A 22402-nucleotide genomic window follows, 5' to 3' on the forward strand; every position below is an offset into this window, starting at 1 on the left:
CCTGTCCGGTTCGGGTCCTTGCGGCGATCCGCCGAGCGCGGAGTACAGTACCTGCGTTTTCATCACACGATACAGATGTTACCTACAGCGTAACAACACCGTATCCCGGACGAAGGTGACGATGACCGACCTGCCCCCGGGCGCCCCGGCCCCCTGGGCCGCACCGCCCGCCGGAACCCTCACGGTCTACCGCGGTGCCACCCTCTTCGACGGCACCGGCGACCGATCCCGCCCGAACACCACGATCGTCACGGACGGCGCCCGCATCCACACCGTCTCCGGTGACGGCGACCCGCTGCCCCCGCTCGCGGCCGACGCACCCCGCGTCGACCTCGACGGGCGGTTCGTCGTCCCCGGCCTGATCGACACCCACCAGCACCTGGCCACCCCGCCCGACCGGCCCGTCGCCGAGGTGGTGCTCCGGCGCCTGGTGCACAGCGGGGTCACCGCCGTCCGTGACATGGCCGATGACCTGCGGCAGATCGGCGACCTCGCCCGGGCCGCCCTGGTCGGCGAGATCCCCGGCCCCGACATCCGCTACGCGGCCCTCATGGCCGGGCCGTCCTTCTTCGACGACCCGCGCACCCACGAGGTATCCCGGGGCGCCGTGCCCGGTGCCGTCCCCTGGATGCAGGCGATCACTCCGGACACCGACCTGACGATCGCCGTCGCCCTGGCCCGTGGCACCCACGCCGCCGCGATCAAGGTCTACGCCGACCTGGACGCCGCGACCGTCACCGCCGTCACCGCCGAGGCGCACCGCCAGGGCATCGCCGTCTGGGCGCACGCCACCGTCTTCCCGGCCGCACCCGGCGAGGTCGTCACCGCGGGCGTGGACAGCGTCTCCCATGTCACGCTGCTCGCCTTCGAGGATCCCACCGGGCCGTTGAGCAGCTACCAGACCAAACCCCGTGTCGACCACGACCGTTTCACGACGGGCGACGACCCGAAACTGGCCGCCCTCTTCGCCGAGATGCGCCGCCGCGGCACCGTCCTCGACGCCACCGCGTCCATGTGGACCAGCGACGAACTCCGGGGAGACACCGCCGAGTCCGTCGAACGGGCCCGCCGCAACGCCGAGTTGGCCGCCGCCGTCACCGCCCAGGCACACCGCGCCGGAGTCGACGTCAGCACCGGCACGGACTTCGAGACCGACCCCGACGACCCGTTCCCCGCCCTCTACGGCGACTCGCCTTCCTGGTCGACCGTTGCGGCATCCCCGCCGCCGACGTTCTGCGCTCGGCGACTCTCGTCGGCGCCAGAGCCGCCGGCACCGAGGCGGACATGGGCAGCGTCGAACCCGGAAAACTCGCGAACTTCGCCGTCCTGGACGAGGACCCCCTCCAGGACATCGCCAACCTGCGCACCCTCACCCTCACCGTGAAACGCGGCTGCCGTTTCGACCGCGCCGAGTTCGAGAAGGACGCCCCATGACCGCCACCGCCCACCCGATGATCGTCAACGCGCTGGGACAACTCGACAACCCCAACGCCCCCGCAGCCCTGGCCGCCGCCACTCAGCTCAACCCCTCCAGCGGTCAACTCGCCGTGGACGCACGGGCGATCGCCGACGCCCATGCCTCCGGCCTGACCGCAATCAACATCACCCTCGGCTACACCATGGGCGACCTGCCGCCGTACGCGCACACGCTCGACGAGATAGCGGTCTGGGACGGGATCATCGACGCCCACCCGGCCGACCTGCTCAAGGTCCGGACGACCGACGACATCCGACGCGCCCACCGCGAGCGGCGGATCGGCGTCATCTACGGCTTCCAGAACGCCGTGGCCGTCGGCGAGGACCCAGCCCTCGTCGACACCCGCGTCGCCGGCTTCGCCGAGGCCGGCGTACGGGTCGTCCAGCTCACCTACAACCAGGCCAACCACCTCGGCGACGGCTCCATGGCCACCGCCAACCGCGGCCTGACCCCCTTCGGCCACCGGGTCGTCGAAGCGCTCAACGACCACCACCTGATGGTCGACCTCTCGCACAGCGGGGAGAACACCTGCCTGGACGCGGCCCGGCACTCCCGGCAGCCCGTCTCGATCAACCACACCGGCTGCCGCGCCCTGGCCGACCTGCCGCGCAACAAGACGGACGAGGAACTCCGGCTGGTCGCCGACCGGGGCGGCTTCGTCGGCATCTACTTCATGCCCTTCCTCAACCCGACCGGGCACGCCACCGCCGCCGACGTCGTCGACCACATCGTGCACGCGGTCGACGTCTGCGGCGAGGACCACGTCGGCATCGGCACCGACGGCAGCGTCACCGCCGTGGACGACCTCGACACCTATCGCGCGGCCCTCGCCGAGCACGTCGCCGCCCGCCGGGCGGCCGGCGTCAGCGCGGCCGGCGAACGGGCCGACACCTACCCCTTCGTCGTGGACCTCCGCGGCGCGGACCAGTTCCGCGACCTGATCCACCTCCTGGAGAAACGCGGTTACCACTCCGAACGCATCGAGAAGATCCTCGGCCGCAACTTCCTCGACTACGCCGACCGCGTCTGGACGGCCTGAACTCGTTCCTCAGCCGACGGCAAGGTGGCGCCGACGGGCCGGCGCGCGAGCGGCCGCATCGCGACGCTCCGCCGCCGGTGCGGCTGCCGTGTGACGCCGATAGCCTGCGCGAATGGAGCGTATGGAGCGAGCCGTTGCGGCGGTCGTCGGCTCAGCGGTGGGCGACGCGTTGGGAGCCCCTTTCGAGTTCGGCCCGCCGGGTGCGTTCTCTGCCCGGTTCCCACAACCCGGGTGCGGTGGCGAGATGTGCGGAGGCGGCGGTTGGGAACCGGGTGAAGCCACGGACGACACGCAAATGGCCGTTCTTGTCGCGGAGTCGCTACTGCAGCGGGGTGGACCGGACCTGCCGGACATCTTCGCCCGCTTCCAGCGGTGGGCGGCAGCCGACCCCAAAGACATCGGTCTTCAGACCGAGGACGTGCTGACGAACGGCATGCCGTGGGACCTCGCCGCTGCAATTCATTTCCAGGTCAACCAGCGAGCAGCCGGTAACGGTTCATTGATGAGGGCCTCGACATCCGCCGTCTACTTTGCACGCGCCGGCCAGTCGGCCACGATGGATGCCGCCCGGCGCATCGCTGCCCTGACCCACGGCGACCGCGCCGCCTGGGAAGGCACCGCCATATTCCACGAACTCATTCGCCTCTGCCTGGCAGGCGCCGACCCCCTCTGCGCCCTTCCTGACGTTCTGGATCTCATCCATCCCGACCACCGTCAGCGATACGCAACAGTCGTTGCCGCTGACTGGCATCCCGACCAGGCAACCGAGTTCAACGGCGCGGTCTGGCCCTGCTTGGGTTCGGCGGTCTGGGCTCTGCGCAGCACGTCCAGCTTCGAGGACGCCATGCGCGCGGCGATTGACGTGGGCGGCGATACAGACACTGTCGCCGCGGTCACCGGAGCTCTCGCAGGCGCGTACCACGGATTGGAGGCGATCCCTGTCCGCTGGACCGAGCCCTTGCATGTCCCCCTGCCAGGGTTCGGTGGACGGGTGCTGCGTCTGGCCGATCTGATCGATCTCGCGCACCGCCTGGAAGCAGACGCGCCCCGCGACGCGGAATCCGCACGGGCCGCGGCTCTGTGACCAGCGCTCGGCCAGGACACAGCCGCGGCTCTATTCACGGCTCACGGCTCACGGCTTTCGTGAGCGGTGTCCCGGTGCGGTCGGAACGGCGGTGGCGCCGTCGCCGTGCCCGGTAGCGGTCCCCGGCGTCGTGTCGCGCCGCCGGGGACCGCCGGGCTCGCGCAGGGTGCCGAACAGGAGCCGACTCAGCACCGGCATCAGGACCAGCGGCGCCAGCGCGGTCCGCAGGGAGGTGGCGTCGGCGAGGCTGCCGAGGGCGGGTCCGGCCAGGCCGCCGATGCTCACGGTCAGGCCGAGGGTGACCCCGCTGGCCGTGCCGATGCGGGAGGGCAGATAGTCCTGCCCGAGCGTCACCTGGAGCGAGAACGGCACGTACAGGCCGACCGACGTCAGCGCCACGAACAGGTAGAGGGCAGGGCCCGGCACCCACACCACACCCGCGACGGCCACCACGGCCAGCACGTAGGACCAGCGGGAGACGGTCACCCGGTCCCAGCGGCCCGCCAGGGACCCGCCCAGCACGGAACCGACCGCGCCCCCGAGGTAGAGCACCGTCAGGGCCGCGGTGCCGGCGGCGGTGCCACCGCCCGTGCGCTGCTCGGCGTAGAGCGAGATGAAGGTGCTCAGACCCACGAACGCGATCGACCGGAACACCACGGCCAGGGACAGCCGTACGAAGGACGCGACGTCGTCGCTCCCGGCCGGCACCGGCGCGGCGGTGCCGAGGGCCTTGTCGGCGCGGAGCGCGCGCAGCACGGGCAGGCACAGCGCCGTACCGGCCAGCGCCGGTATCACCAGTACCGGTGTCCAGCGCAGCCCGCCGGTGCCGACGACGGCGCCCACCATCAGCGGGGCCAGCGCGAAGCCGATGTTGCCGCCGGTGGCGAACACCCCCATCGCGTTGTGGCTGCCCCGGCTGGCGATACGGGCGACCCGGGCGGACTCGGGGTGGTAGGCGGCCACCCCCATCCCGGACAGGGCCATGAACACCAGGGTGAGCGGGTACGAGCCGCCCACCCCGCTCAGCGCGACACCGGCACCGCCCAGCAGGGTGCTGACCGGCAGCAGCCAGGGCATCGGCCAGCGGTCGGTCAGCACCCCGAACAGCGGCTGCGCCACCGAGGAGAGCACGGACGCCGCCAGTACGACACCGGAGGCGACCGCGTAGGAGTAGCCGCGCTCGGAGACGAAGAACGGCAGCAGTGCCGCCACGGCACCTTGGTAGATGTCGACACAGGCATGGCCGGCGGACAGCAGAGTGATCGATGTATTCCTTCGCACCCCGCCATGCTCCGGGCCCGGCGGCCTGTCGCACTTCCGGTAATCTGCCAAGCAATGACGGAAATCCGCCACGAGGCCACCGCCCCGACCCACACCCGATGGCTGGCCGCCGGCCACGCCATCGACGCGCACCGGCACGACGACCACCAGATCGCCTACGCCGGCCGGGGCGTGGTGGCCGTGACGACCGGCGCGGGCTCCTGGGTCGCCCCTGGCAACCGCGCCATCTGGGTGCCGGCCGGCACCGTCCACGCGCACCGGGCCTACGGCGAACTCGAACTGCATTTCATCGGGCTGCCCGCCACCGAGAACCCCCTCGCGCTCGACGCCCCGACCGTGCTCGCCGTCGGCCCGCTCCTGCGCGAGCTGATCATCGCCTACACCCGCGGCGAGGACGACGACAGCCCCGAACGGGCCCGGCTGCGCGCCGTCCTGCTCGACCAGCTGCGGGCCTCACCGCAACAGCCGCTGCACCTGCCCACCCCCACCGCACCCCTGCTGCGTGACGTGTGCGCGATCCTCCAGGCCGACCCGGCCGACGGCCGCACGCTCAAGGAACTCGGCCGTGCCGTCGGAGCAGGCGACCGTACCCTGTCCCGGCTGTTCCGCGGCGACCTCGGGATGACCTTCCCGCAGTGGCGCACCCAGCTGCGCCTCCAGCACGCGCTGATCCTGCTCGCCGACCGGACCCCGGTGACGGCGGTGGCCCACGCCTGCGGCTGGTCGTCGGCCAGCGCGTTCATCGACGCCTTCCGGCGGGCCTTCGGCCACACCCCGGGCTCCCATCCGACGGCACAGTGACGGCGGACCGACCGCGGGACAGGCGGCCCTCGCCGGTGTCAGCCCTCACCCGCGCGAACCTCACCCGCCGGTCTCACCCGCGCACCGGTTCCGCGTCCCGTGCCCGCCGCCGCGGCGAACGGGCGGCCGGCGTGGCGAAGACCGCGGCCACCACCAGGGCGAGCACCAGGATGAGGGCGTGCCGCAGGCCGAAGTGCTCACCGAGGTAGCCGAGGGACGGCGGGCCCACCAGGAAGGCGACGTAGCCGACGGTCGCGGCCAGTGCGACCCGGGCGGCGGAGTCGGCGCCGGAGTCGCCGGCCGCGGAGAGCGCGACCGGGAACCCGAGCGACGCCCCGAGCCCCCAGAGGACGGCCGCGGCGGCCGCCACGGCCTGATGGTCGACGAAGATCACCAGGGCCAGTCCCGCGGCCCCGACGAGCGCGCTCCCGCACAGCGCCGCAGCCCGCCCGAACCGGTCGACGAACCGCCCGCCGACGAAGCGCCCGACGGTCATCGCGGCGGCGAACACGGCGTACACGGCCGAGCCCAGCGCCGCGTCGAAACCGTGACCGTCCACCATGACCAGCGGCAGCCAGTCGTTCGCGGAGCCCTCGGCCATCGCGAGGGCGAGGATGACACAGCCGATGAGCAGCAGCGTGGGGTCCTTCCACGCCGGGGCCCGTGCCGCGCCCGGCTCGGGGCGCTCGGCGGCGGTCCGCCGGCCCACCTCCGAGGGGACGCTCCGGATCACCAGGGCGAGTGCGGCCAGAGCCACGCCGGCGACCGTGACGAGATGGACGAGCACGGGGAAGCCGATCGCCGTCAGGCACATACCGGCGACGGCGCCGACCACGGTGCCGAGACTGAAGAAGCCGTGCATGGCGGGCATCGTGGAGCGGCCGAGCAGCCGCTCCACCTCCGCGCCCTCGACGTTGAGGGCCACCTCGCCGCCGCCCATGCCGAGGCCGAACAGTCCGAGGCCCAGGGCCACGCCGAGGCCCGTGCCGGCGGCGGCCCCGATGCCGATCAGCGCGGCGCCGGCGGCGATCGCCGACGTTCCGGCGAGGACGACGAGCCGGGCACCCCAGCGGGCCACCAGCGCGCCCGAGCACAGGATCCCGGCCATCGAGCCGACCGAGAGGCCGAACAGGATCAGACCCATCTGCGCGGTGGAGGCACCGAGCATGTCCCGCACGTCCGGGGTGCGGGTGACCCAGGAGGAGGTGGTCAGGCCGGGCACGAAGAACAGGACGAAGACGGCGCTACGGCGCCGGGCGAGGTCGGCGGTCATGGCTGGTGGCTCCAGATGTGCCCGATGGGTCCCTGCGTGAGTCTGTACGAATGTACACACTGGGCTGTACATCCGTACACACTCTGCGCCGGTCAACCCATGGCAGATTGAGGGCGTGACCGGCACACGACGCGAGATCCCGAACGACCCCGGACGCAAGGAGCGCATTCTGGATGCGGCCCTCGAGGTGATCGCCGAGGGCGGTGTGCACACGACCACCCATCGGAGGATCGCGGCGCGGGCGCAGGTCCCGCTCGGCTCGCTGACGTACTACTTCGACGGCATGGCGGACCTGCTCGCCCAGGCCTTCGCCCGCCTGTCGGACACCATGTCCCAGCTCTACCGGCGGACTCTGCAGTCCGCCGCCTCCACGGCCGAGGCCGAGGCGGCCGTGGTCGAGCTGATCTGCGGACCGGCGTACGCCACGGAACGCGACATGACGCTCATCTTCGAGATGTACGCCTACGCCAACCACAACGAGGCGGTGTCCGCGACCACCCGCACCTGGCTCGAACGCAGCAGGGAGAGCCTCGCCCTTCACTTCACCCCCGGGGTGTCCCGTGCGCTCGACGCGCTGATCGAGGGCTGGCCGATGCACCGCGCCTTCGACGAGGCCCCCCTGGACCGGCGCCTGGTCACCGAGACCGTGCACGCGATCGTCACCGCCGCCCCGAGACTCACCGCCGACGGCCCCTGAAACGGCCCCCGCCGCACGACTCTCAGTGCACGACGGACGCGAGGTTCGGTACGACGCGGGTCAGCCGGACCACACCCCAGATGATCAGTCCGGCGCCGAGCGCCTCGGGCAGCAGCCACCAGCCGGTGCGCACCGACTCGCCGAACAGGGCGACGCCCAGCAGCAGGCTCACCGCCGCGTCGCCGATCGTCAGCGCGGGCTGGGACGCTACGAGCGGGCCGGCCTGCAACGAGTTCTCCAGGAGCATCAGCGCCGTGATCCCGGTGAGTGCGAAGCCGTAGGTCTGCCAGGTGGTGAGGAAGGCGGGCAGGCCGGCGTCGGCGAGCCGGCCGGTGGCCGACTTCATCAGCGCGGCGGTCAGCGCGTTGCCGATCGCGGCACCCGATGCCAGGGTCGCCGCGCGAAACAGCGGTGACGACGAGGACCGTTCGAGCAGCACGGTGCCGGCGATCGCCCCCACGGTGAGGGCCAGGGCCGGGATCCAGCGCTGCATGGACGCCTGGTCCCGTCCGCCGGACGGGGCCGCCGAACCGAGCAGGAGGGCCAGGCCGGCGACCACCACGGCGATCGCCCACCAGCCCTGCGGGTTCGGTCGCCGGTGCATCAGCGGTATGGCGATCAGCAGGGCGAACGGCAGTTCCAGCATGAACAGTGGCTGGACCAGCGCCATCGGGCCGTTCACCAGGGCCAGCGCCTGGAACACCGCGGCCCCCGTGACGCCGACGATCCCGATCGACCAGGCGGGTCGCCGTGCCAGGGCGAGCAGCAGGCGCACCCCGCCCCCGGTGGGCAGGGTCGACGCTGCCTTCCGCTGGAAGGCCGTGCCCGTCGCATTGCTGACGGCACCCAGGACGGCGAAGAGCACGGCGAGCCCCATCATGGTTCCAGCATGCCGTGAGCGGGCGCCGCGCTCTCTCCGAAGGCGTGGCGACGGCCGTCCCCGGCCGCTTCGCCGTCTCACATACCGGTAAGCGAATTCCGAGGACCACGATGCCCGGTCGCCGCACGTCCGCGGGCGTCCCGCCGGTCAGGCCACCTGACGGGCGTCCCGCCGGTCAGGCCACCTGCCCACCGTGCAGCGCGGTGTAGGCACCGCCCCGGTGCAGCAGTTCCTCGTGGGTGCCGATCTCGCGGATGCGGCCGTCGTCCATCACCACGATGCGGTCGGCACCGCGTACGGTCGACAGCCGGTGGGCCACCACGAAGGTGGTACGCCCGCGCAGCAGACGCGCCAGCGCCTGCTGCACCAGCGCCTCGGAGCGGGTGTCCAGTGCCGAGGTGGCCTCGTCCAGCACCAGGACCCGCGGATCACGGATCAACGCGCGTGCGATGGTGAGGCGTTGGCGCTGACCGCCGGAGAGCCGGGCACCGCGCTCGCCGACCACGGTGTCCAGACCCTGGGGCAGCTCGTCCACGAACTCCAGGGCGTTGGCGTCGCGCAGCGCCGCGCGGACCGCCGCCTCGTCGGCCTCGTCCTCCATGCCGTAGGCGACGTTCTCCCGGATCGTGCCGTCGAAGAGGATCGACTCCTGCGGGACGACCGAGACGAACCGCCGGTAGGTGCGCAGATCGAGGCCGCTCATGTCGGTGCCGTCCAGGAGCAGCCGGCCGGTCGTGGGCCGGATGAACCCGATGACGAGATTGAGCACGGTGGACTTGCCGGCACCCGAGGCGCCCACCAGGGCGACGGTCTCGCCCGGCGCCACATCGAGGGTGAAGTCCGCCACGGCCGCGCGGCCGGTGTCCTCGTAGGCGAAGCCGACCCCCTCGAACACGACGGCACCGCGGACGGCGGTGACCTCCGCCCTGCCCTCGTTGTCCTCCAGTTCGGGCGCCTGCAGCACCTCGCCGACCGAACGCACCGACTCCAGCCCCTTGGTGACCACCGGGGCCAGACTCGTCAGCGTCGTCGTGGAGTTGGTGAGGGTGGTCAGGAAGGCGCTGAGCATGACGACGTCACCGGCGGAGACGCCCCACACGCCGTAGTACGACACCAGCGCGGCGGTGGCGAGGACGGCGACCCCGATCACGTTGAGGACCACCCAGGCCAGCGAGCCGAAGCGGCCGTTGACCAGGTCAAGGCGCATCCCGGAGGTGAGCAGCCGGCGCAGGGTGCCGTCCATGCGGCGCAGCGCCTTGCCCTCCAGACCGTGGGCGCGGGTGACCGGGATGAGCCGCGTCATCTCGGTCACCCGGGAGGACAGGGTCTCCACCTCGTGCCGGAAGTGCTCGTTGTGGGTCCGCAGTCGTGACCGCAGCCGGGCCACGATCAGCGTCGCGCCCGGCACCACGACCAGGAAGACGGGCAGGAACTCCGGTGTACGGACGGCGATGATCACCAGCCCGCCGGCCAGCACGGTCAGCGCGCCCAGGCCCTGCTCGGCGGTCTGCTGGACCATCTGCTCGACGGTCTCGACGTCCCGCACGACCTTGGCCTGGAGCACACCGGCGCTGACCCGGGAGTGGTAGCCGATGGACAGTTGCTGCATGCGGGTGCACAGCGCCGAGCGCAGCGTGGTGCCCATCCGGCGCACGCTGCCGTAGAGCAGCCGCACATACAGCACATGCAGCGGGTAGTTGACCAGCAGGATCGCCATGATGATCCCCACGGCCGTCCAGAGCCGGGATATCTCCCGGTGCTGTACGACCGTGTCCACGACCGAGGCGGTGATCAGCGGCAGGAGCCAGACGGGGCTGTGCTTGACGGTGAACACGAGGACCGCCGCCGTCAGGCTGCGGCGATCGGCACGTAGGAGGTACCGGAGGGTACGGATGGGATGTTCGCCCCGGTAGCGGTGGTCGAGCGGTCGTTCCGACGTCGACGCCATCGGCGGTGGTCCTCCTTGCGCGCCAGGCTTTCAGCAACCGCTTTCCGTCGGTCACCGTACACCCAGTGCCCGACAACGACAGAGGTGCGGGCCACCGGCCGATGCGGCTGGGGGCCGAGTGGGAGAAGGTGGGGGAGAGGGGCGGACGGAACGGCGAGCGCCCCGTCGTAGTTGTGATCCACTCCGTCGTGCGGAAAGAGGCAGCCATGACAGGACCAGAGGCCGAGGCCGAGAAGCGGATACTCGGCCGCATCACGGAAATGATCAGCCAGGAGAAGGACCTGCGGGAGCGCCTGGCGCAGGAGGAGATCGACGGGACGACCGAGCACGCCCTCCTGGCACACCTGGAGACCGAGCTGGACCAGTGCTGGGACCTGCTGCGGCAGCGCCGGGCCAGGATCGCGGCGGGCCAGGACCCCACCGGGGCGAATGTCCGCCCGGCGTCCGAGGTGGAGGGCTACCTGTCCTGAGGACCGCACGGGGCACGGCCCCGGAGGGCGGGACCGCGGGCGCCACGGCCTGATGGTCCGGGAGGGCGGCCCCCGCACCACGGGGAGCCGCCCTCCTCGACCACGCCGGGCGCGACCGTCGACGGAGAGGGACTGGACGCACCGTTCACGAGCACCGATCGTGGCGGTATGAACGATCACCGCACCGCCTCCGCCGATACCCCCGTCCACGCCCCTTCCGCCCGCCCGGGAGCACCGGTGCCGGGAGATGCCACAGGCGCGGCGGGGGGCCTGAGCGAGGCGGCTGCGCGTGCGGAGGCGGCCGAGGTTCGCCGGTTCCTTGAGCGGCTCGGACTGCCCGGACTGGTCGACGTCCACACGCACTTCATGCCCGAGCGTGTGCTGCGCAAGGTCTGGAACTACTTCGACATGACCGGGCCGCTGATCGGCGGACTGGAATGGCCGATCACCTACCGGAAGGAGGAGGCGGAACGCACCGCTCTGCTCCGGGAGTTCGGCGTCCGGGCCTTCACCGCGCTGCTCTACCCGCACAAGCCCGGCATGGCGGCGTGGCTGAACGCGTGGGCCGCCGACTTCGCCCGGCGCACCCCCGACTGTCTGCACACCGCGACCCTGTACCCCGAACCGGGCGTGGAGACGTACGTCCGCGAGGCCGTCGAAGCAGGCGCCCGGGTCTTCAAGGCGCATGTCCAGGTGGGGGCGTACGACCCGGCCGGCGAACTCCTCCAGCAGGCGTGGGGACTGCTGGCCGACGCCGGGATTCCCGTGGTGATCCACTGCGGTTCCGGTCCCGCACCCGGCAAGTACACCGGCCCCGAGCCGATCGCGCGGGTGCTGGCACGGCATCCGAGGCTGCGGCTGATCGTCGCGCACATGGGGATGCCCGAGTACGAGGACTTCCTCGGCCTCGCCGAGCGGTTCGAGGAGGTGCGGCTGGACACGACGATGGCGTTCACCGACTTCACCGAGGAGTTCATGCCGTTCCCCCGTGGCGCCCTGTCCCGGGTCGCCGGCCTGGGCGACCGCGTCCTGCTCGGATCCGACTTCCCCAACATCCCTTATCCGTATGTGCACCAGCTCCACGCCCTGGAGCGTCTGGACCTCGGGCACGAATGGCTGCGGGCGGTGTGCCACGACAACGCGGTCCGGTTGTTCCGGCTGTGACCGGTCCGCAGGAACACGCCCGCCTAGCCCTCGTGTCCCCGGTTCAGCAGCACGCGGACCATGCGCTCGGCCGGGTCGGAGGAGGCGAGACCGGCGTCCAGGACCACTTCCCGGAAGTCCGGGTCGAGCGAGGGCGGCGGCTACGGCAGTTCGACGCTGATGAGGCCGCGCAGCAGCTTGCGCAGGTGGTCCGGCATGTCGATGTCGTGCGGGCTGAGCAGCCACTGGATCTGCAGGCCGTCGATGAACGCGATCAAATCCGCAGCCAGCCCCGACGCGTCCACGTGGGGGCGCAGCAGATCACGACGTACCAGGTCGTCGACGGCCAACTGCATCTGCCGGCGGGTGCGTTCGTAGCGTGCGACGAAGTACGGGCGCGCCGGATGGTCCGCCGCGGTCGCCTCGCTCGACAGCACGGCGAACAGGCTCACTATCAGCGGGTTGGCCTGGTTGTGCGCGACGAGCCGGATCATGCTGGAGAAGTACTCCAGGCCGTCGCGGTTCACCGCGCCCGAACCGAAGAAGTGCGCGTCGTCCTGGCGCTCCCGTTCCTCCAGAACCGCTTCGAGCAGCGACTCCTTCGTCGGGAAGTGATGCAGCAGCCCCGCGCGCGAGACATCGCAGGCCGCGGCGAGCTGGACCATGCTCGCGTTGCGGTAGCCGACCTGCCCGAACGCGGTGAACGCGGCCTCGATGATCTGGGCGCGCCGGCGCTCCCCCTTGGGGTAGTTCCGTGGGGCCGTCCCCTGCCGGGCCGTCGTCTTTGCCATACGGAGATGCTAATCGCCCTCTAGAAACCAGCACCCCTGTCGGTATTCTGTTGTGCGGTCGTCCGCCCCGAGAGGAGCCCTTCATGTCGACACCACGGATGTCGGTTCAGCTCTACTCCGTCCGCCAGGCCCTGGAGGCCGACGAGGACGCGGCCCTGGCCCGCCTCGCCGCACTGGGACTGAGTAACGTCGAGGCCTTCGGCTTCGTGCACCGCGCCGGCGAACTGGCCGACGCACTCGCCCGCCACGGCCTGTCCGCACCGACCGGACACGCCGGCTTCCTCTCCCCGGAGCGCGCCACCGCCGAGGGGGCACCCGCACCCACCCTCGACGAGACCTTCCGGGCCGCCCGGCGACTGGGCGTGGAGATCCTCTTCGACCCGTTCGTCCCCGCCGCCCGGTGGGCCGACGAGACGGAGATCGCCCGTACCGCCGGGCTCCTGAACGAGGCCGCGAAACGCGCCGCCGACCACGGGCTGCGCGTCGGCTACCACAACCATTCGCAGGAGTTCGTCCACACCGTCGCCGGCGTCAACGCCTTCGACCGCTTCGCCGACCTGCTCGCACCCGAAGTAGCCCTGGAAATAGACCTGTTCTGGGCCTCGGCCGGCGGCTACGACGTCGTGTCGCTGCTGAACCGGCTGGGGTCACGGGTGCGCGCCCTGCACGTGAAGGACGGCCCCGTCATCGACGACCCGTTCACCTCCGGCGCCCCCTTCGACCCCGCCGACACCCGCCAGGTTCCGGCGGGCCGGGGAGAGATACCGCTCGACGCCTCGCTGGCCGCGGCCCCGGACGCCGAGTACGCCGTCATCGAGTTCGACCACTACGACGGTGACATCTTCGAGGGCATCGCGGCGGGCGTCGCCTACCTCAACGGGAAGGGCATCGCCTGATGGCGGCACACAACCCGGTCGGCGTCGGCCTCATCGGCGCCGGCAACATCAGCGACCAGTACCTGACCAACCTCACCCGGTTCCCCGACCTGCACGTGGCCGTCGTGGGCGACCTCGACACCGGGCGCGCCGAGACCCAGGCCGGCAAGTACGGCGTCGAGGAGTGGGGCACGGCCGCGGACGTCCTCGCCCACCCGGACGTCGACATCGTCGTCAACCTGACCGTCCCCGCCGTCCACGCCGAGGTCAGCTCGGCGATCGTCGCCGCGGGCAAGCACGTCTGGTCCGAGAAGCCCATCGCCGTCGACCGGGCCGACGCCCGCGCCCTGCTCGATGGGGCGGCCGCGGCCGGCCTGCGGGTCGGAGTCGCCCCCGACACCGTGCTCGGCCCCGGCCTGCAGACCGCCCTCCGCGCCATCGCCCGCGGGGACATCGGCACCCCGCTGTCCGCACAGACCGTCATGCAGTACGCGGGACCCGACCTGTGGCACCCCGACCCCGAGTTCCTGTTCGCCAGGGGCGCCGGACCCCTCTTCGACATGGGGCCCTACTACCTCACCGCCCTGGTCTGCCTGTTCGGCTCGGTCAGCCGGGTCGCCGCGGTCGGATCCACCGCCCGGACGGTACGCACGGTCCGGAGCGGTCACCGGGCGGGCACCGAGTTCGCCGTCGCCGTACCCACCCATGTCTCCGCGCTCACCCGGTTCGAGAACGGCGGGGTCGCCCAGAGCGTGTTCAGCTTCGACTCCCCGCTCACCCGCACCGGGTTCGTCGAGATCACCGGCACCGAGGGCACGCTGGTGCTGCCCGACCCCAACACCTTCGCGGGAGAGGTGCGGATCACCCGGGTCCAGCAACGCGGCCAGGACCCGGTATGGGAGACGGTCACGCCGGTCGGCATCGAGGCCGGCCGCGGACTGGGCGTCCTGGACATGGCCCGGGCCATCCGGGGCGGAAGCCCCCACATCGCCACCGGAGACCTCGGCTACCACGTCCTGGACACCATGATCTCCATCGACGAGTCCGTCATCTCCGGCGAGACCGTGCAAGTCACCAGCGCCGCGGGCGAGATACCGCTCGTCCCCGAGGACCGAGACCCCTACGGAGCCACCCTGTGAGCCGCCCGCTGCGCGCCGGATTCATCGGCGGCGGCTTCATGGCGGCCGTGCACACCCGCGCGAGCCGGGCCGCCCGCGGCCGGCCGACCGCCCTCGCGAGCTCGACCCCCGAACGCGGCGAGCGGGCCGCCGAGGCCCTCGGCGTCGAACGCTCCGAACCGGACGCCCGCAGCCTCACCGCGGCCGGTGACCTCGACGTCGTCCATGTGTGCAGCCCGAACCGCCTGCACACCGAACACACCCTGGCGGCGCTGGCCGCGGGCGCGCACGTCATCTGCGAGAAGCCCCTGGCCACCACCGCGGCGGACGCCGAACTACTGGTCCGGGCCGCCCGGGAGGCCGGCCGGGTGGCGGCGGTGCCCTTCGTCTACCGGTACCACCCGATGGCCCGGCAGGCCCGCTCCCTGGTGGCGGACGGACAACTCGGCACCGTCCTCACCCTGGACGCCACCTACCTCCAGGACTGGCTCCTCGACCCCGGCGACACCAACTGGCGCGCCGACCCGGAAGCGGGCGGCGCCTCCCGCGCCTTCGCCGACATCGGCTCCCACCTGTGCGACCTCGTCGAGTTCGTCTCCGGACAGCGCATCCACCGGCTGGCCGCCCGCACCCGGACGGTCTTCGCCGAGCGCGGCGGCACCCACGTCACCAACGAGGACACGGCCGCCCTCCTCGTCGAACTCGGCAACGGGGCGCTGGGCACCCTGCTCGTCAGCCAGCTCGCCCCCGGCCGCAAGAACAGCCTCACCCTGGAACTCCACGGCACCCGGCAGAGCGTGCGCTTCGCACAGGAACGCCCCGAGGAACTGTGGATCGGCAGGCGAGAGGGATCGCAGCTGCTGCTGCGCGACCCCGGCACCGCCGCCCCCGACTCGGCCCGCCTGTCGGTGCTGCCTCCCGGCCACGCCCTCGGGTACCAGGACGCCTTCACGGCGTTCGTCACCGACGTCTACAGCGCCGTACAGGGCGGGCACCCCGAGGGGATGCCGACGTTCGCCGACGGACTGCGCGCCGCCCGGCTCACCGAGGCCGTCCTGGCCTCCGCCGCCGAACACGGCACCTGGATCGAGACCGCACCCGAGACGATCGGGACCGCACCCGAGACGATCGGGACCGTACCCGAGACGATCGGGGCCGCACGCGCGACGGAGGACCGCACATGACCGCAGCCACCCACCCCGTCACCCTGTTCACCGGACAGTGGGCCGACCTCCCCTTCGAGGAGGTCGCCCGCCTCGCCGCGCAGTGGGGCTACGACGGCCTGGAGATCGCCGCCTCGGGGGACCACCTCGACCTGAAGCGCGCCGACGAGGACGACGCCTACGCGGCATCACGCCTGGAGATCCTGGACCGGCACGGCCTCAAGGTCTACGCCATCTCCAACCACCTCGCCGGACAGGCCGTCTGTGACGCGCCCATCGACTTCCGCCACCAGGCGATCCTGCGCCCGTACGTCTGGGGCGACGGCGACGCGGAAGGAGTACGGCAGCGCGCCGCCGAGGACATGAAGCGCGCCGCGCGGGTGGCGCGCAAGCTGGGCGTGAACACCGTCGTCGGCTTCACCGGCTCCGCCATCTGGCCCTACGTCGCCATGTTCCCGCCGGTACCGGCCACCGTCATCGACGCCGGCTACGAGGACTTCGCCACCCGCTGGAACCCGATCCTCGACGTGTTCGACGCGGAGGGCGTGCGCTTCGCCCACGAGGTGCACCCCGGCGAGATCGCCTACGACTACTGGACCGGTGTCCGCACCCTGGAGGCGATCGGCCACCGCGAGGCCTTCGGCTTCAACTGGGACCCCAGCCACATGATGTGGCAGAACATCGACCCGGTCGGGTTCATCACCGACTTCAAGGACCGCATCTACCACGTCGACTGCAAGGACACCCGGCTGCGCCCGCGCAACGGCCGGGCCGGCGTCCTCGGCTCGCACCAGCCGTGGGGCGACCCGCGCCGGGGCTGGGACTTCGTCTCCACCGGCCACGGCGACGTCCCCTGGGAGGACGCGTTCCGCGCTCTGGAGTCCATCGGCTACGACGGCCCGATCTCCGTCGAATGGGAGGACGCCGGCATGGACCGCCTGCACGGAGCCGCGGAGGCGGTGACCTTCGTACGCTCGCTGCTGTGGCCGACGCCCAAGGCGTCCTTCGACGCCGCGTTCAGCAACCAGTAGCCCGGCTGCGGCCCGGCGGGTCCAGGACGGCCCCTCTCACCGTGGCGTGACGGCCGGAAGGTTTCGGCGTCGGCCGGTGACCTTGGACGAGGGGAGGCGGCCGGCCTTGGAGGTTCCCGTCAGCGTGTCGCCGTCGAGGGTCAGGGCGAAGGCCAGGTTCAGCCGCAGGGGCTTGGTGACGGCCTGCTTCCAGGTGAGCCGGCCGTCTTCGAGGAGCACATCGCTGAGCGTCACCTCCTCTCCCGTCCCGCGCGCGGTCCCGACGAGGACGCCGTCCTCGTACCGGAACTCGGTCACGGCCTTGATGGTGCCGATGGGGGTGGCGATGGACAGGTCCCAAGTGCCTTCGGGGGACATGGTGTGGTTCTTCCTCTCGGTGTGGTGCGGTGCTGGGGGGAAGCGGGGCTACGGGCTCAGAACCGGGCGGGCTGCGGTCCGGTGTTCCGCCAGACGGTGCCGCGGCGCTCATGGGCGAACAGCTCCTCGACGGCCTGCGCGACCCGCGGGCCGACCTCGCGCTCCAGCAGGTACAGGCCCAGATCGAGCCCGGAGGTGACACCGGCGCCGGTGACGAGATCGCCGTCGTCGACCACACGCGCCTTCACGGCGTGCGCACCGGTGGCATCCAGCAGGTCGAGGCCCATGTGGTGCGTGGTGGCATGCCGTCCCTCCAGCAGACCGGCCATGGCCAGGACGACCGAGCCGCCGCACACGGCGGTGAGGGTCACCTCGGGATTCTCCGCCGCGGCCTTCAGCAGGGCGGGCAGGCCGGTGCTCAGCGTGCGGCCCAGCAGCTCGGGAACGGTCGCGTCCTCCCGCACCTCAGCGGCCCCGGCCGCGTGGTCGGGTACGTCACCGGGGTCCCCGATCCGGCCCGCCGCACCCGGGACCAGCACCAGTCCGGCGCGGTCCGGGTCGAGTACGGCGGTGGCGCGCAGCGCGATTCCGGCGACACCGCCGGCCACCTCGCGCGGCCCTTCGGCCGAGACGAGTTCCACGGTCACCGCTCCCTCCGTGGCGGCGCCCCCGGCGGACAGGACTTCGTAGGGGGCGATGACATCGAGCGGATCGAAGCCGTCGAACAGGACGATCTGGGCGTGCATGAAGGGTCCTTCGGAGTGCGGAACACCCGGCCACTGCCGGGCACACACCGAACGTAACCAGCGGCCTCCTCCCTTCCCAGTGGCGCGGGCGACACCCTTCGACGGGAAAATGCCACGGCCGGGAAGAGGCCCCTGACCCGCGCCCCGTTCAGCTCAGGCTGAACTTCTGCGCGGGGGCGCCGTTGCAGTCCCAGATCTGGAGGCGGGTGCCGTTGGTGGTGGCGCCGTCGGGGGAGTCGAGGCAGCGTCCGGACTGGGGGTTGAGGAGGGAGCCGTCGGCTTGCTGGACCCATTTCTGGCCGCCGACCCCGTTGCAGTCCCACAGCTCCACCTTGGCGCCGTCGGCCGTCCCGTTGCCCACGATGTCCAGGCAACGCCCCAGCGTGGCCAGCGAGTTGTCGGACCCGTGGTACCAGTGCTGGTCGACCGCGTACGACTGACAGGCCCACAGCTGTACGGCGGCCCCGTCAGTGCCGGTGTCGTCGGCGGCGACGTCCACACACGTGCCGCCCGGGCCCTTCACCGGCCCTCCGCCGTGCACCGAGAACTTCTGTGCGGCGGCGCCGTTGCAGTCCCAGATCTGGAGGCGGGTGCCGTTGGTGGTGGCGCCGCTGGGGGAGTCGAGGCAGCGTCCGGACTGGGGGTTGAGGAGGGAGCCGTTGGCCTGTTGGACCCATTTCTGTCCGCCGACCCCGTTGCAGTCCCACAGTTCCAGCTTGGCCCCGCCCGCCGTGCCGTTGTTCTCGATGTCGAGGCACCGCCCGAGGGTGGACAGCGAGCCGTCCGGGTTGTGCGTCCAGTGCTGGTCCTCGGCATACGTCTGGCAGTCCCACAGCTGTACGGCGGCGCCATTGGTGCCGGTGTCGTCCGCCGCGACGTCCACGCACTTGCCGCCGGGGCCGGTGATCGTCCCCTGCGGACCGTTGGGCACGTCCGTCTCGCCGCTGTAGCCGACGGAGGCGATGTTCGCCTGGACGGCGTTCTCGGCGGCGTCGGTGGGATAGCCGGAGACCATGACGCCCTCAAAGAAGGTGCCTCGGTTCCAGTTGCTGTTGTCGCCCCCGATACCCAGGATGATCCCGCCCTCCTGGTGCATGGGCTGATAGCCGCCCCGGGTGGGCAGCGCCCCGTCCCACCAGGTGGTGAGTCCGCCGGACCGGGAGTCACCGCCCTTGAGCGCGTACCGGGTCTGCCCGTTGTTCTTCAGCACGGCGGTCACGAAGGTGCTGCCGTTGCCCAGGTTCGCCGTGTTGGAGCCGTTGCCGCCCTGGAACATGCCGTTCTCCAGGTCGGCCTCCACCCAGGGCCCGTTCCCGGTGCACGGCGCGAAGTAGCAGGTGGTGGCGATCGACACGGCGTCCATGTGCCCGTTGCCGGTGTCGGCCGGGGTGCTCTCCGCGTTGCCGTAGTCGAAGCAGCAGGCGGATCCGACATGGGTACCGCTGGCCACCATGTAGGCGCCCTCGGGCTGACCGCCCACGGCGACACCTGAGGCGACTCCGGTGTAGCGGTAGCCGACGCCGGGGGAGATCCAGACGCCGTACACCTTGTGGCCGCCCGCGCTGACGGCGATCTCCGATGCGTCGGCACCCCGGTCGTCGCCCATGCCGGCGGTACCGGCAGGCCCCGGCGTCAGGTCGTTGTGCCTGCCGCTCTGGTCGTAGATCTTGGTGATCCGGCAGCCTCCGCTGGTCGCGCAGAAGACGTCCTGGGCCGTCGCGTCGGCGTACCCGCCCGGTGCCGGCAGCCCGATGTCGGCGGTGGCGCCGTCCGAGACACGGGTCACCCGATAGAGCGGGCCGTCGTAGGAGGAGAGCAGCGCGCGGGTGACGCTGTGCGCGGCCACGCACGGGGTGCCGGCCGCGGCGTAGATGTCACATGGCAGCGAGCCGGCAGCCTGGGAGACGGCCGGAAGCCCGACCAGCAGCCCGAGAGCGAGCCCGAGGGAGGCCAGCAAGGCGACGACCCGGGACCTTCGCATCCGCCGCCTCGTCCATGGGTTTGGCGGGGTCATGACATTCTGAACGGACGGGGCACCACGCATGGCCAGTCCCTTCGAAGCTGGAGTGGGGGAGGCCGCACCGACGGCACGGCGACACAGCTCTTCGATCGGCTCGGCCCGGAACCTACGCACAGGGTTCGAGCGGGTCAATATTTGTTTCCTTTTTTGGTTCAGACCAAGTCGGGGGTGTGGACTGCTGTCAGGGCGTGTCGGATTCGGGCGTATCCCAAGCGCCCGCAGGGCCGGACGCCTGTCACGGCCGTCCACGCGGTCAGTCGACGCGCGTCAGGCGAGTGGGCGATCCCGCCGTCTGGCTGCCTTCGTCGCCGAGTGCCAAGGCGTCGGTTCCGTCCTCGGCCAGGACGTAGACGTTGCCCGGCGCGCACACCCCGCCGGTCGAAGGGTCCGTCGGGGTACTGGTGACCGCCTGGAAGACCATCGACGTGGCGTGTGTCTCCTGGAGGCGCAGTGTCTCGGTACAGCCGATGTCCTGGCCGCTGCCCGCCTCGGTCACATGACTGACCTGGCGGCCCGCCAGTTCGCCCCGTTTCGCCGCGTGGAGGGTAAGGGCCACGGTCACGGCCGTCGTACGGAAGGTGAACACGCCGTCGGCCGAAGGGTTGCCGGGGCCGGTGCCCTTCCAGGTCCCCACCCAGGACGCGGGCAGCGCGTTCGCCGCGTGCGTCTTGGACGGAGACGAGGAAGGAGACGAGGACGACGACGGGGTCGGGGTCGCCGGTGGCGTCGTGCCCTCCGAGGCCTCCCCGTCTCCGGCCCCGCCCGACCAGGCGGCCACGGCGACCGCCACCGCGACGGCGAGCGCGCCCACGGCCACCACAGCGGTCCGATTCCGCGCCGACCCGCGCGGGGCGCCGGCCGGGACGAAGGGCGCGGGTCCCGCGCCGGTACCGGCCGGCACGGCGGGTACGGGTCCCGCGCCGGTACCGGCCGGGATCGCGGGCGGCGGACCGTACCGCGGCGGCGGTCCGAATCCCGTCGTCGGCGCGGGCGGAACCGGCGGCGCCGCGGCGGCGGTCGACGCGTCCAGCAGGACGCGCAGTTCAGCCTCCCGCGCGGCGAGGTCCCCGGCCAGACCCGACGGCGGAACATCGGCCCACGTCGCGGCGCCGGATCCGAGCCGCTCCAGCAACTCCGGTGCCGTGGGCCGGGAGCGCGGCGACTTGTGGAGGCAGTCGGCCAGGACCGGCGCCAGCGACTCCGGTACGCCGTCGAGGTGCGGCTCCTCGTGGACGATCCGGTAGAGCAGCTGCGCCGCGGAGGGTTCCTCCCCGCGGCGCAGGAAGGGACCTTGGCCGGTGGCCGCGTACACCAGCACCGCCGCCAGCGAGAACACGTCGCCGGGCTCCGCCGCGGCCCCGCCCGTGACCTGCTCGGGAGCCATGTATCCGGGGGAGCCGATGACGCCGCCCGTGCGGGTGTGCCGGGTGTCGTCGACGGCCCGGGCGATGCCGAAGTCGATGAGCAGCGGATGACGGCCGGCGAGCAGCACATTGGAGGGCTTCACGTCCCGGTGCGCGAGACCCGCCCGGTGCACGGCCCGAAGTCCCTCGGCGAGCTCCGTTCCCAGGGCACGGACGGCCGCCTCGGGCAGCGGGCCGTGCCGCGCCACCCAGTCGGCGAGGGTGGGCGCCGCCACGTACTCCGCGGCGAGCCACTGCGGCCGCTGCCCCGGCGCGCTGTAGTCGACGACCGAGACCGTCCACGGCGACCGGACCCGGTCACTGCTGGCGATCTCCCGCGCGAACCGTTCCTCGAAGCCCGGATCCAGGGCGAATTCGCTCCGTACGGTCTTCAGCGCCAGCGGCCGGCCGGAGAGCGTACGGGAGAGAAAGACCTGCCCCATGCCTCCGTCCCCGAGCCGGGCCAGCAGCGGGTAGCCGCCGACGGCGGGCGGATCCGTGGGATCGAGACTTCTCATGAACGTCTCCGGACGGTGAGCGCGTCGCAACCGGGCGGGCCGCCACCTGTGAGCGGAGCCCCCTCGGCATCCGCGTGGACTTGGCCTGCGGTGTTGTATTCATATCAGTTGATGTGACTCGGCTGTGCGCGAGGCCGGTTCGCGACGCGGCAACGGCCCGGCGCCGCACGACAGCGCCTGCGGCGCCGACTTCCTCACCCGCCTCGGCGGGAGTCCTTCGGAGGGACCTCACCACCGTTCCCGTCGAGGGGATCGAACCGTGCCGGGTCGTACTCGCGACCCGGGCC

20 protein-coding genes and 1 pseudogene are annotated in these 22402 nt (G+C 71.9%); 12 read left to right on the forward strand and 9 right to left on the reverse strand.

From position 1 onward, the window contains the following. Window positions 1-121 precede the first annotated feature (121 nt). The 4 genes and pseudogenes from ACZ5K7_RS33610 to ACZ5K7_RS33625 form a co-directional block, all read left to right on the forward strand. Window positions 122-1084 (forward strand): annotated as a pseudogene (locus ACZ5K7_RS33610) (amidohydrolase family protein); the annotation flags it as partial. Next, window positions 1015-1434 (forward strand): amidohydrolase family protein, encoded by a 420-nt coding sequence (locus tag ACZ5K7_RS33615; RefSeq protein WP_468919715.1) that lies wholly within the window; start codon window positions 1015-1017, stop codon window positions 1432-1434. The pseudogene ACZ5K7_RS33610 and the gene ACZ5K7_RS33615, both read left to right, overlap by 70 nt. Further along, window positions 1431-2516 carry a dipeptidase gene (locus ACZ5K7_RS33620; RefSeq protein WP_468919344.1) on the forward strand — a complete coding sequence of 362 codons (1086 nt, stop codon included), beginning with the start codon at window positions 1431-1433 and terminating at the stop codon, window positions 2514-2516. The genes ACZ5K7_RS33615 and ACZ5K7_RS33620 overlap by 4 nt, the downstream gene beginning before the upstream one ends. A 112-nt stretch (window positions 2517-2628) precedes the next feature. Further along, a complete protein-coding gene (locus ACZ5K7_RS33625; RefSeq protein ID WP_450973429.1) occupies window positions 2629-3600 on the forward strand; it encodes an ADP-ribosylglycohydrolase family protein in 972 nt (323 codons plus the stop codon). 48 nt (window positions 3601-3648) lie between these two features. Here the strand turns inward: ACZ5K7_RS33625 and ACZ5K7_RS33630 are convergent, their stop codons facing one another. Beyond that, the gene (locus ACZ5K7_RS33630; protein WP_450973428.1) at window positions 3649-4881 is read right to left on the reverse strand and encodes an MFS transporter; all 1233 of its coding nucleotides are present in this window, start codon (window positions 4879-4881) and stop codon (window positions 3649-3651) included. A gap of 54 nt (window positions 4882-4935) precedes the next feature. Between ACZ5K7_RS33630 and ACZ5K7_RS33635 the strand changes: the two genes are divergently transcribed. Next, the gene (locus tag ACZ5K7_RS33635; protein ID WP_351712663.1) at window positions 4936-5682 is read left to right on the forward strand and encodes an AraC family transcriptional regulator; all 747 of its coding nucleotides are present in this window, start codon (window positions 4936-4938) and stop codon (window positions 5680-5682) included. Window positions 5683-5755: 73 nt separating this feature from the next. Here the strand turns inward: ACZ5K7_RS33635 and ACZ5K7_RS33640 are convergent, their stop codons facing one another. Continuing rightward, a complete protein-coding gene (locus tag ACZ5K7_RS33640; RefSeq protein WP_468919349.1) occupies window positions 5756-6955 on the reverse strand; it encodes an MFS transporter in 1200 nt (399 codons plus the stop codon). Between the two features lie 115 nt (window positions 6956-7070). Here ACZ5K7_RS33640 and ACZ5K7_RS33645 point away from each other — a divergent pair, with 115 nt between their 5' ends. Beyond that, window positions 7071-7652: a TetR/AcrR family transcriptional regulator gene (locus ACZ5K7_RS33645; RefSeq protein WP_351712668.1), complete on the forward strand. Its 582-nt coding sequence runs from the start codon at window positions 7071-7073 to the stop codon at window positions 7650-7652. Window positions 7653-7674: 22 nt separating this feature from the next. Here the strand turns inward: ACZ5K7_RS33645 and ACZ5K7_RS33650 are convergent, their stop codons facing one another. Continuing rightward, window positions 7675-8532 carry a DMT family transporter gene (locus ACZ5K7_RS33650; RefSeq protein ID WP_351712670.1) on the reverse strand — a complete coding sequence of 286 codons (858 nt, stop codon included), beginning with the start codon at window positions 8530-8532 and terminating at the stop codon, window positions 7675-7677. 175 nt (window positions 8533-8707) lie between these two features. Next, on the reverse strand, window positions 8708-10480 hold the full coding sequence (locus tag ACZ5K7_RS33655; protein ID WP_468919353.1) for an ABC transporter ATP-binding protein: 1773 nt from the start codon (window positions 10478-10480) through the stop codon (window positions 8708-8710). Window positions 10481-10686: 206 nt separating this feature from the next. On the opposite strand from ACZ5K7_RS33655, the gene ACZ5K7_RS33660 reads away from it, so the two are divergent. Both ACZ5K7_RS33660 and ACZ5K7_RS33665 read left to right on the forward strand, forming a co-directional pair. After that, window positions 10687-10950: a DUF2630 family protein gene (locus ACZ5K7_RS33660; protein ID WP_351712674.1), complete on the forward strand. Its 264-nt coding sequence runs from the start codon at window positions 10687-10689 to the stop codon at window positions 10948-10950. A 168-nt stretch (window positions 10951-11118) separates the two neighbouring features. Next, on the forward strand, window positions 11119-12114 hold the full coding sequence (locus ACZ5K7_RS33665) for an amidohydrolase family protein (RefSeq protein ID WP_468919357.1): 996 nt from the start codon (window positions 11119-11121) through the stop codon (window positions 12112-12114). Between the two features lie 140 nt (window positions 12115-12254). Here ACZ5K7_RS33665 and ACZ5K7_RS33670 read toward each other — a convergent pair whose 3' ends face one another. Next, entirely contained in the window at window positions 12255-12884 is a 630-nt protein-coding gene (locus tag ACZ5K7_RS33670) for a TetR/AcrR family transcriptional regulator (RefSeq protein ID WP_351712678.1), read from the reverse strand. An 83-nt stretch (window positions 12885-12967) separates the two neighbouring features. Between ACZ5K7_RS33670 and ACZ5K7_RS33675 the strand changes: the two genes are divergently transcribed. Genes ACZ5K7_RS33675 through ACZ5K7_RS33690 form a run of 4 tightly spaced genes read left to right on the forward strand, consistent with a single transcriptional unit; the run spans window position 12968 to window position 17071 of the window. Further along, window positions 12968-13780 (forward strand): sugar phosphate isomerase/epimerase family protein, encoded by an 813-nt coding sequence (locus tag ACZ5K7_RS33675; RefSeq protein WP_468919360.1) that lies wholly within the window; start codon window positions 12968-12970, stop codon window positions 13778-13780. Next, window positions 13780-14898, forward strand: a complete 1119-nt coding sequence (locus ACZ5K7_RS33680) for a Gfo/Idh/MocA family protein (protein ID WP_468919363.1) — start codon at window positions 13780-13782, stop codon at window positions 14896-14898. Before ACZ5K7_RS33675 ends, ACZ5K7_RS33680 begins: the two co-directional genes overlap by 1 nt. Beyond that, the gene (locus tag ACZ5K7_RS33685; RefSeq protein ID WP_468919366.1) at window positions 14895-16061 is read left to right on the forward strand and encodes a Gfo/Idh/MocA family protein; all 1167 of its coding nucleotides are present in this window, start codon (window positions 14895-14897) and stop codon (window positions 16059-16061) included. The genes ACZ5K7_RS33680 and ACZ5K7_RS33685 overlap by 4 nt, the downstream gene beginning before the upstream one ends. Continuing rightward, on the forward strand, window positions 16058-17071 hold the full coding sequence (locus tag ACZ5K7_RS33690) for a sugar phosphate isomerase/epimerase family protein (protein WP_468919369.1): 1014 nt from the start codon (window positions 16058-16060) through the stop codon (window positions 17069-17071). Before ACZ5K7_RS33685 ends, ACZ5K7_RS33690 begins: the two co-directional genes overlap by 4 nt. A gap of 36 nt (window positions 17072-17107) precedes the next feature. On the opposite strand, the gene ACZ5K7_RS33695 is transcribed toward ACZ5K7_RS33690, so the two are convergent. The 4 genes from ACZ5K7_RS33695 to ACZ5K7_RS33710 form a co-directional block, all read right to left on the reverse strand. Further along, a complete protein-coding gene (locus ACZ5K7_RS33695) occupies window positions 17108-17428 on the reverse strand; it encodes a hypothetical protein (RefSeq protein ID WP_468919372.1) in 321 nt (106 codons plus the stop codon). Between the two features lie 56 nt (window positions 17429-17484). Further along, window positions 17485-18174, reverse strand: coding sequence for a DJ-1/PfpI family protein (locus ACZ5K7_RS33700; RefSeq protein ID WP_351712690.1), 690 nt, complete (start codon window positions 18172-18174; stop codon window positions 17485-17487). 148 nt (window positions 18175-18322) lie between these two features. After that, window positions 18323-20155: an arabinofuranosidase catalytic domain-containing protein gene (locus ACZ5K7_RS33705; RefSeq protein ID WP_468919376.1), complete on the reverse strand. Its 1833-nt coding sequence runs from the start codon at window positions 20153-20155 to the stop codon at window positions 18323-18325. Between the two features lie 292 nt (window positions 20156-20447). Then, window positions 20448-22115: a serine/threonine-protein kinase gene (locus ACZ5K7_RS33710; RefSeq protein WP_468919379.1), complete on the reverse strand. Its 1668-nt coding sequence runs from the start codon at window positions 22113-22115 to the stop codon at window positions 20448-20450. Between the last annotated feature and the right edge of the window lie 287 nt (window positions 22116-22402).

The organism is Streptomyces sp. NPDC031497 (assembly GCF_055580905.1).

Coding starts and splice junctions, on each gene's coding strand:
- ACZ5K7_RS33620 (WP_468919344.1), top strand. CDS start 1,431: ATGACCGCCACCGCCCACCCGATGATCGTCAACGCGCTGGGACAACTC.
- ACZ5K7_RS33625 (WP_450973429.1), top strand. CDS start 2,629: ATGGAGCGTATGGAGCGAGCCGTTGCGGCGGTCGTCGGCTCAGCGGTG.
- ACZ5K7_RS33635 (WP_351712663.1), top strand. CDS start 4,936: ATGACGGAAATCCGCCACGAGGCCACCGCCCCGACCCACACCCGATGG.
- ACZ5K7_RS33640 (WP_468919349.1), bottom strand. CDS start 6,955: ATGACCGCCGACCTCGCCCGGCGCCGTAGCGCCGTCTTCGTCCTGTTC.
- ACZ5K7_RS33650 (WP_351712670.1), bottom strand. CDS start 8,532: ATGATGGGGCTCGCCGTGCTCTTCGCCGTCCTGGGTGCCGTCAGCAAT.
- ACZ5K7_RS33655 (WP_468919353.1), bottom strand. CDS start 10,480: ATGGCGTCGACGTCGGAACGACCGCTCGACCACCGCTACCGGGGCGAA.
- ACZ5K7_RS33660 (WP_351712674.1), top strand. CDS start 10,687: ATGACAGGACCAGAGGCCGAGGCCGAGAAGCGGATACTCGGCCGCATC.
- ACZ5K7_RS33665 (WP_468919357.1), top strand. CDS start 11,119: ATGAACGATCACCGCACCGCCTCCGCCGATACCCCCGTCCACGCCCCT.
- ACZ5K7_RS33670 (WP_351712678.1), bottom strand. CDS start 12,884: ATGGCAAAGACGACGGCCCGGCAGGGGACGGCCCCACGGAACTACCCC.
- ACZ5K7_RS33675 (WP_468919360.1), top strand. CDS start 12,968: ATGTCGACACCACGGATGTCGGTTCAGCTCTACTCCGTCCGCCAGGCC.
- ACZ5K7_RS33680 (WP_468919363.1), top strand. CDS start 13,780: ATGGCGGCACACAACCCGGTCGGCGTCGGCCTCATCGGCGCCGGCAAC.
- ACZ5K7_RS33690 (WP_468919369.1), top strand. CDS start 16,058: ATGACCGCAGCCACCCACCCCGTCACCCTGTTCACCGGACAGTGGGCC.
- ACZ5K7_RS33695 (WP_468919372.1), bottom strand. CDS start 17,428: ATGTCCCCCGAAGGCACTTGGGACCTGTCCATCGCCACCCCCATCGGC.
- ACZ5K7_RS33700 (WP_351712690.1), bottom strand. CDS start 18,174: ATGCACGCCCAGATCGTCCTGTTCGACGGCTTCGATCCGCTCGATGTC.
- ACZ5K7_RS33705 (WP_468919376.1), bottom strand. CDS start 20,155: ATGCGAAGGTCCCGGGTCGTCGCCTTGCTGGCCTCCCTCGGGCTCGCT.
- ACZ5K7_RS33710 (WP_468919379.1), bottom strand. CDS start 22,115: ATGAGAAGTCTCGATCCCACGGATCCGCCCGCCGTCGGCGGCTACCCG.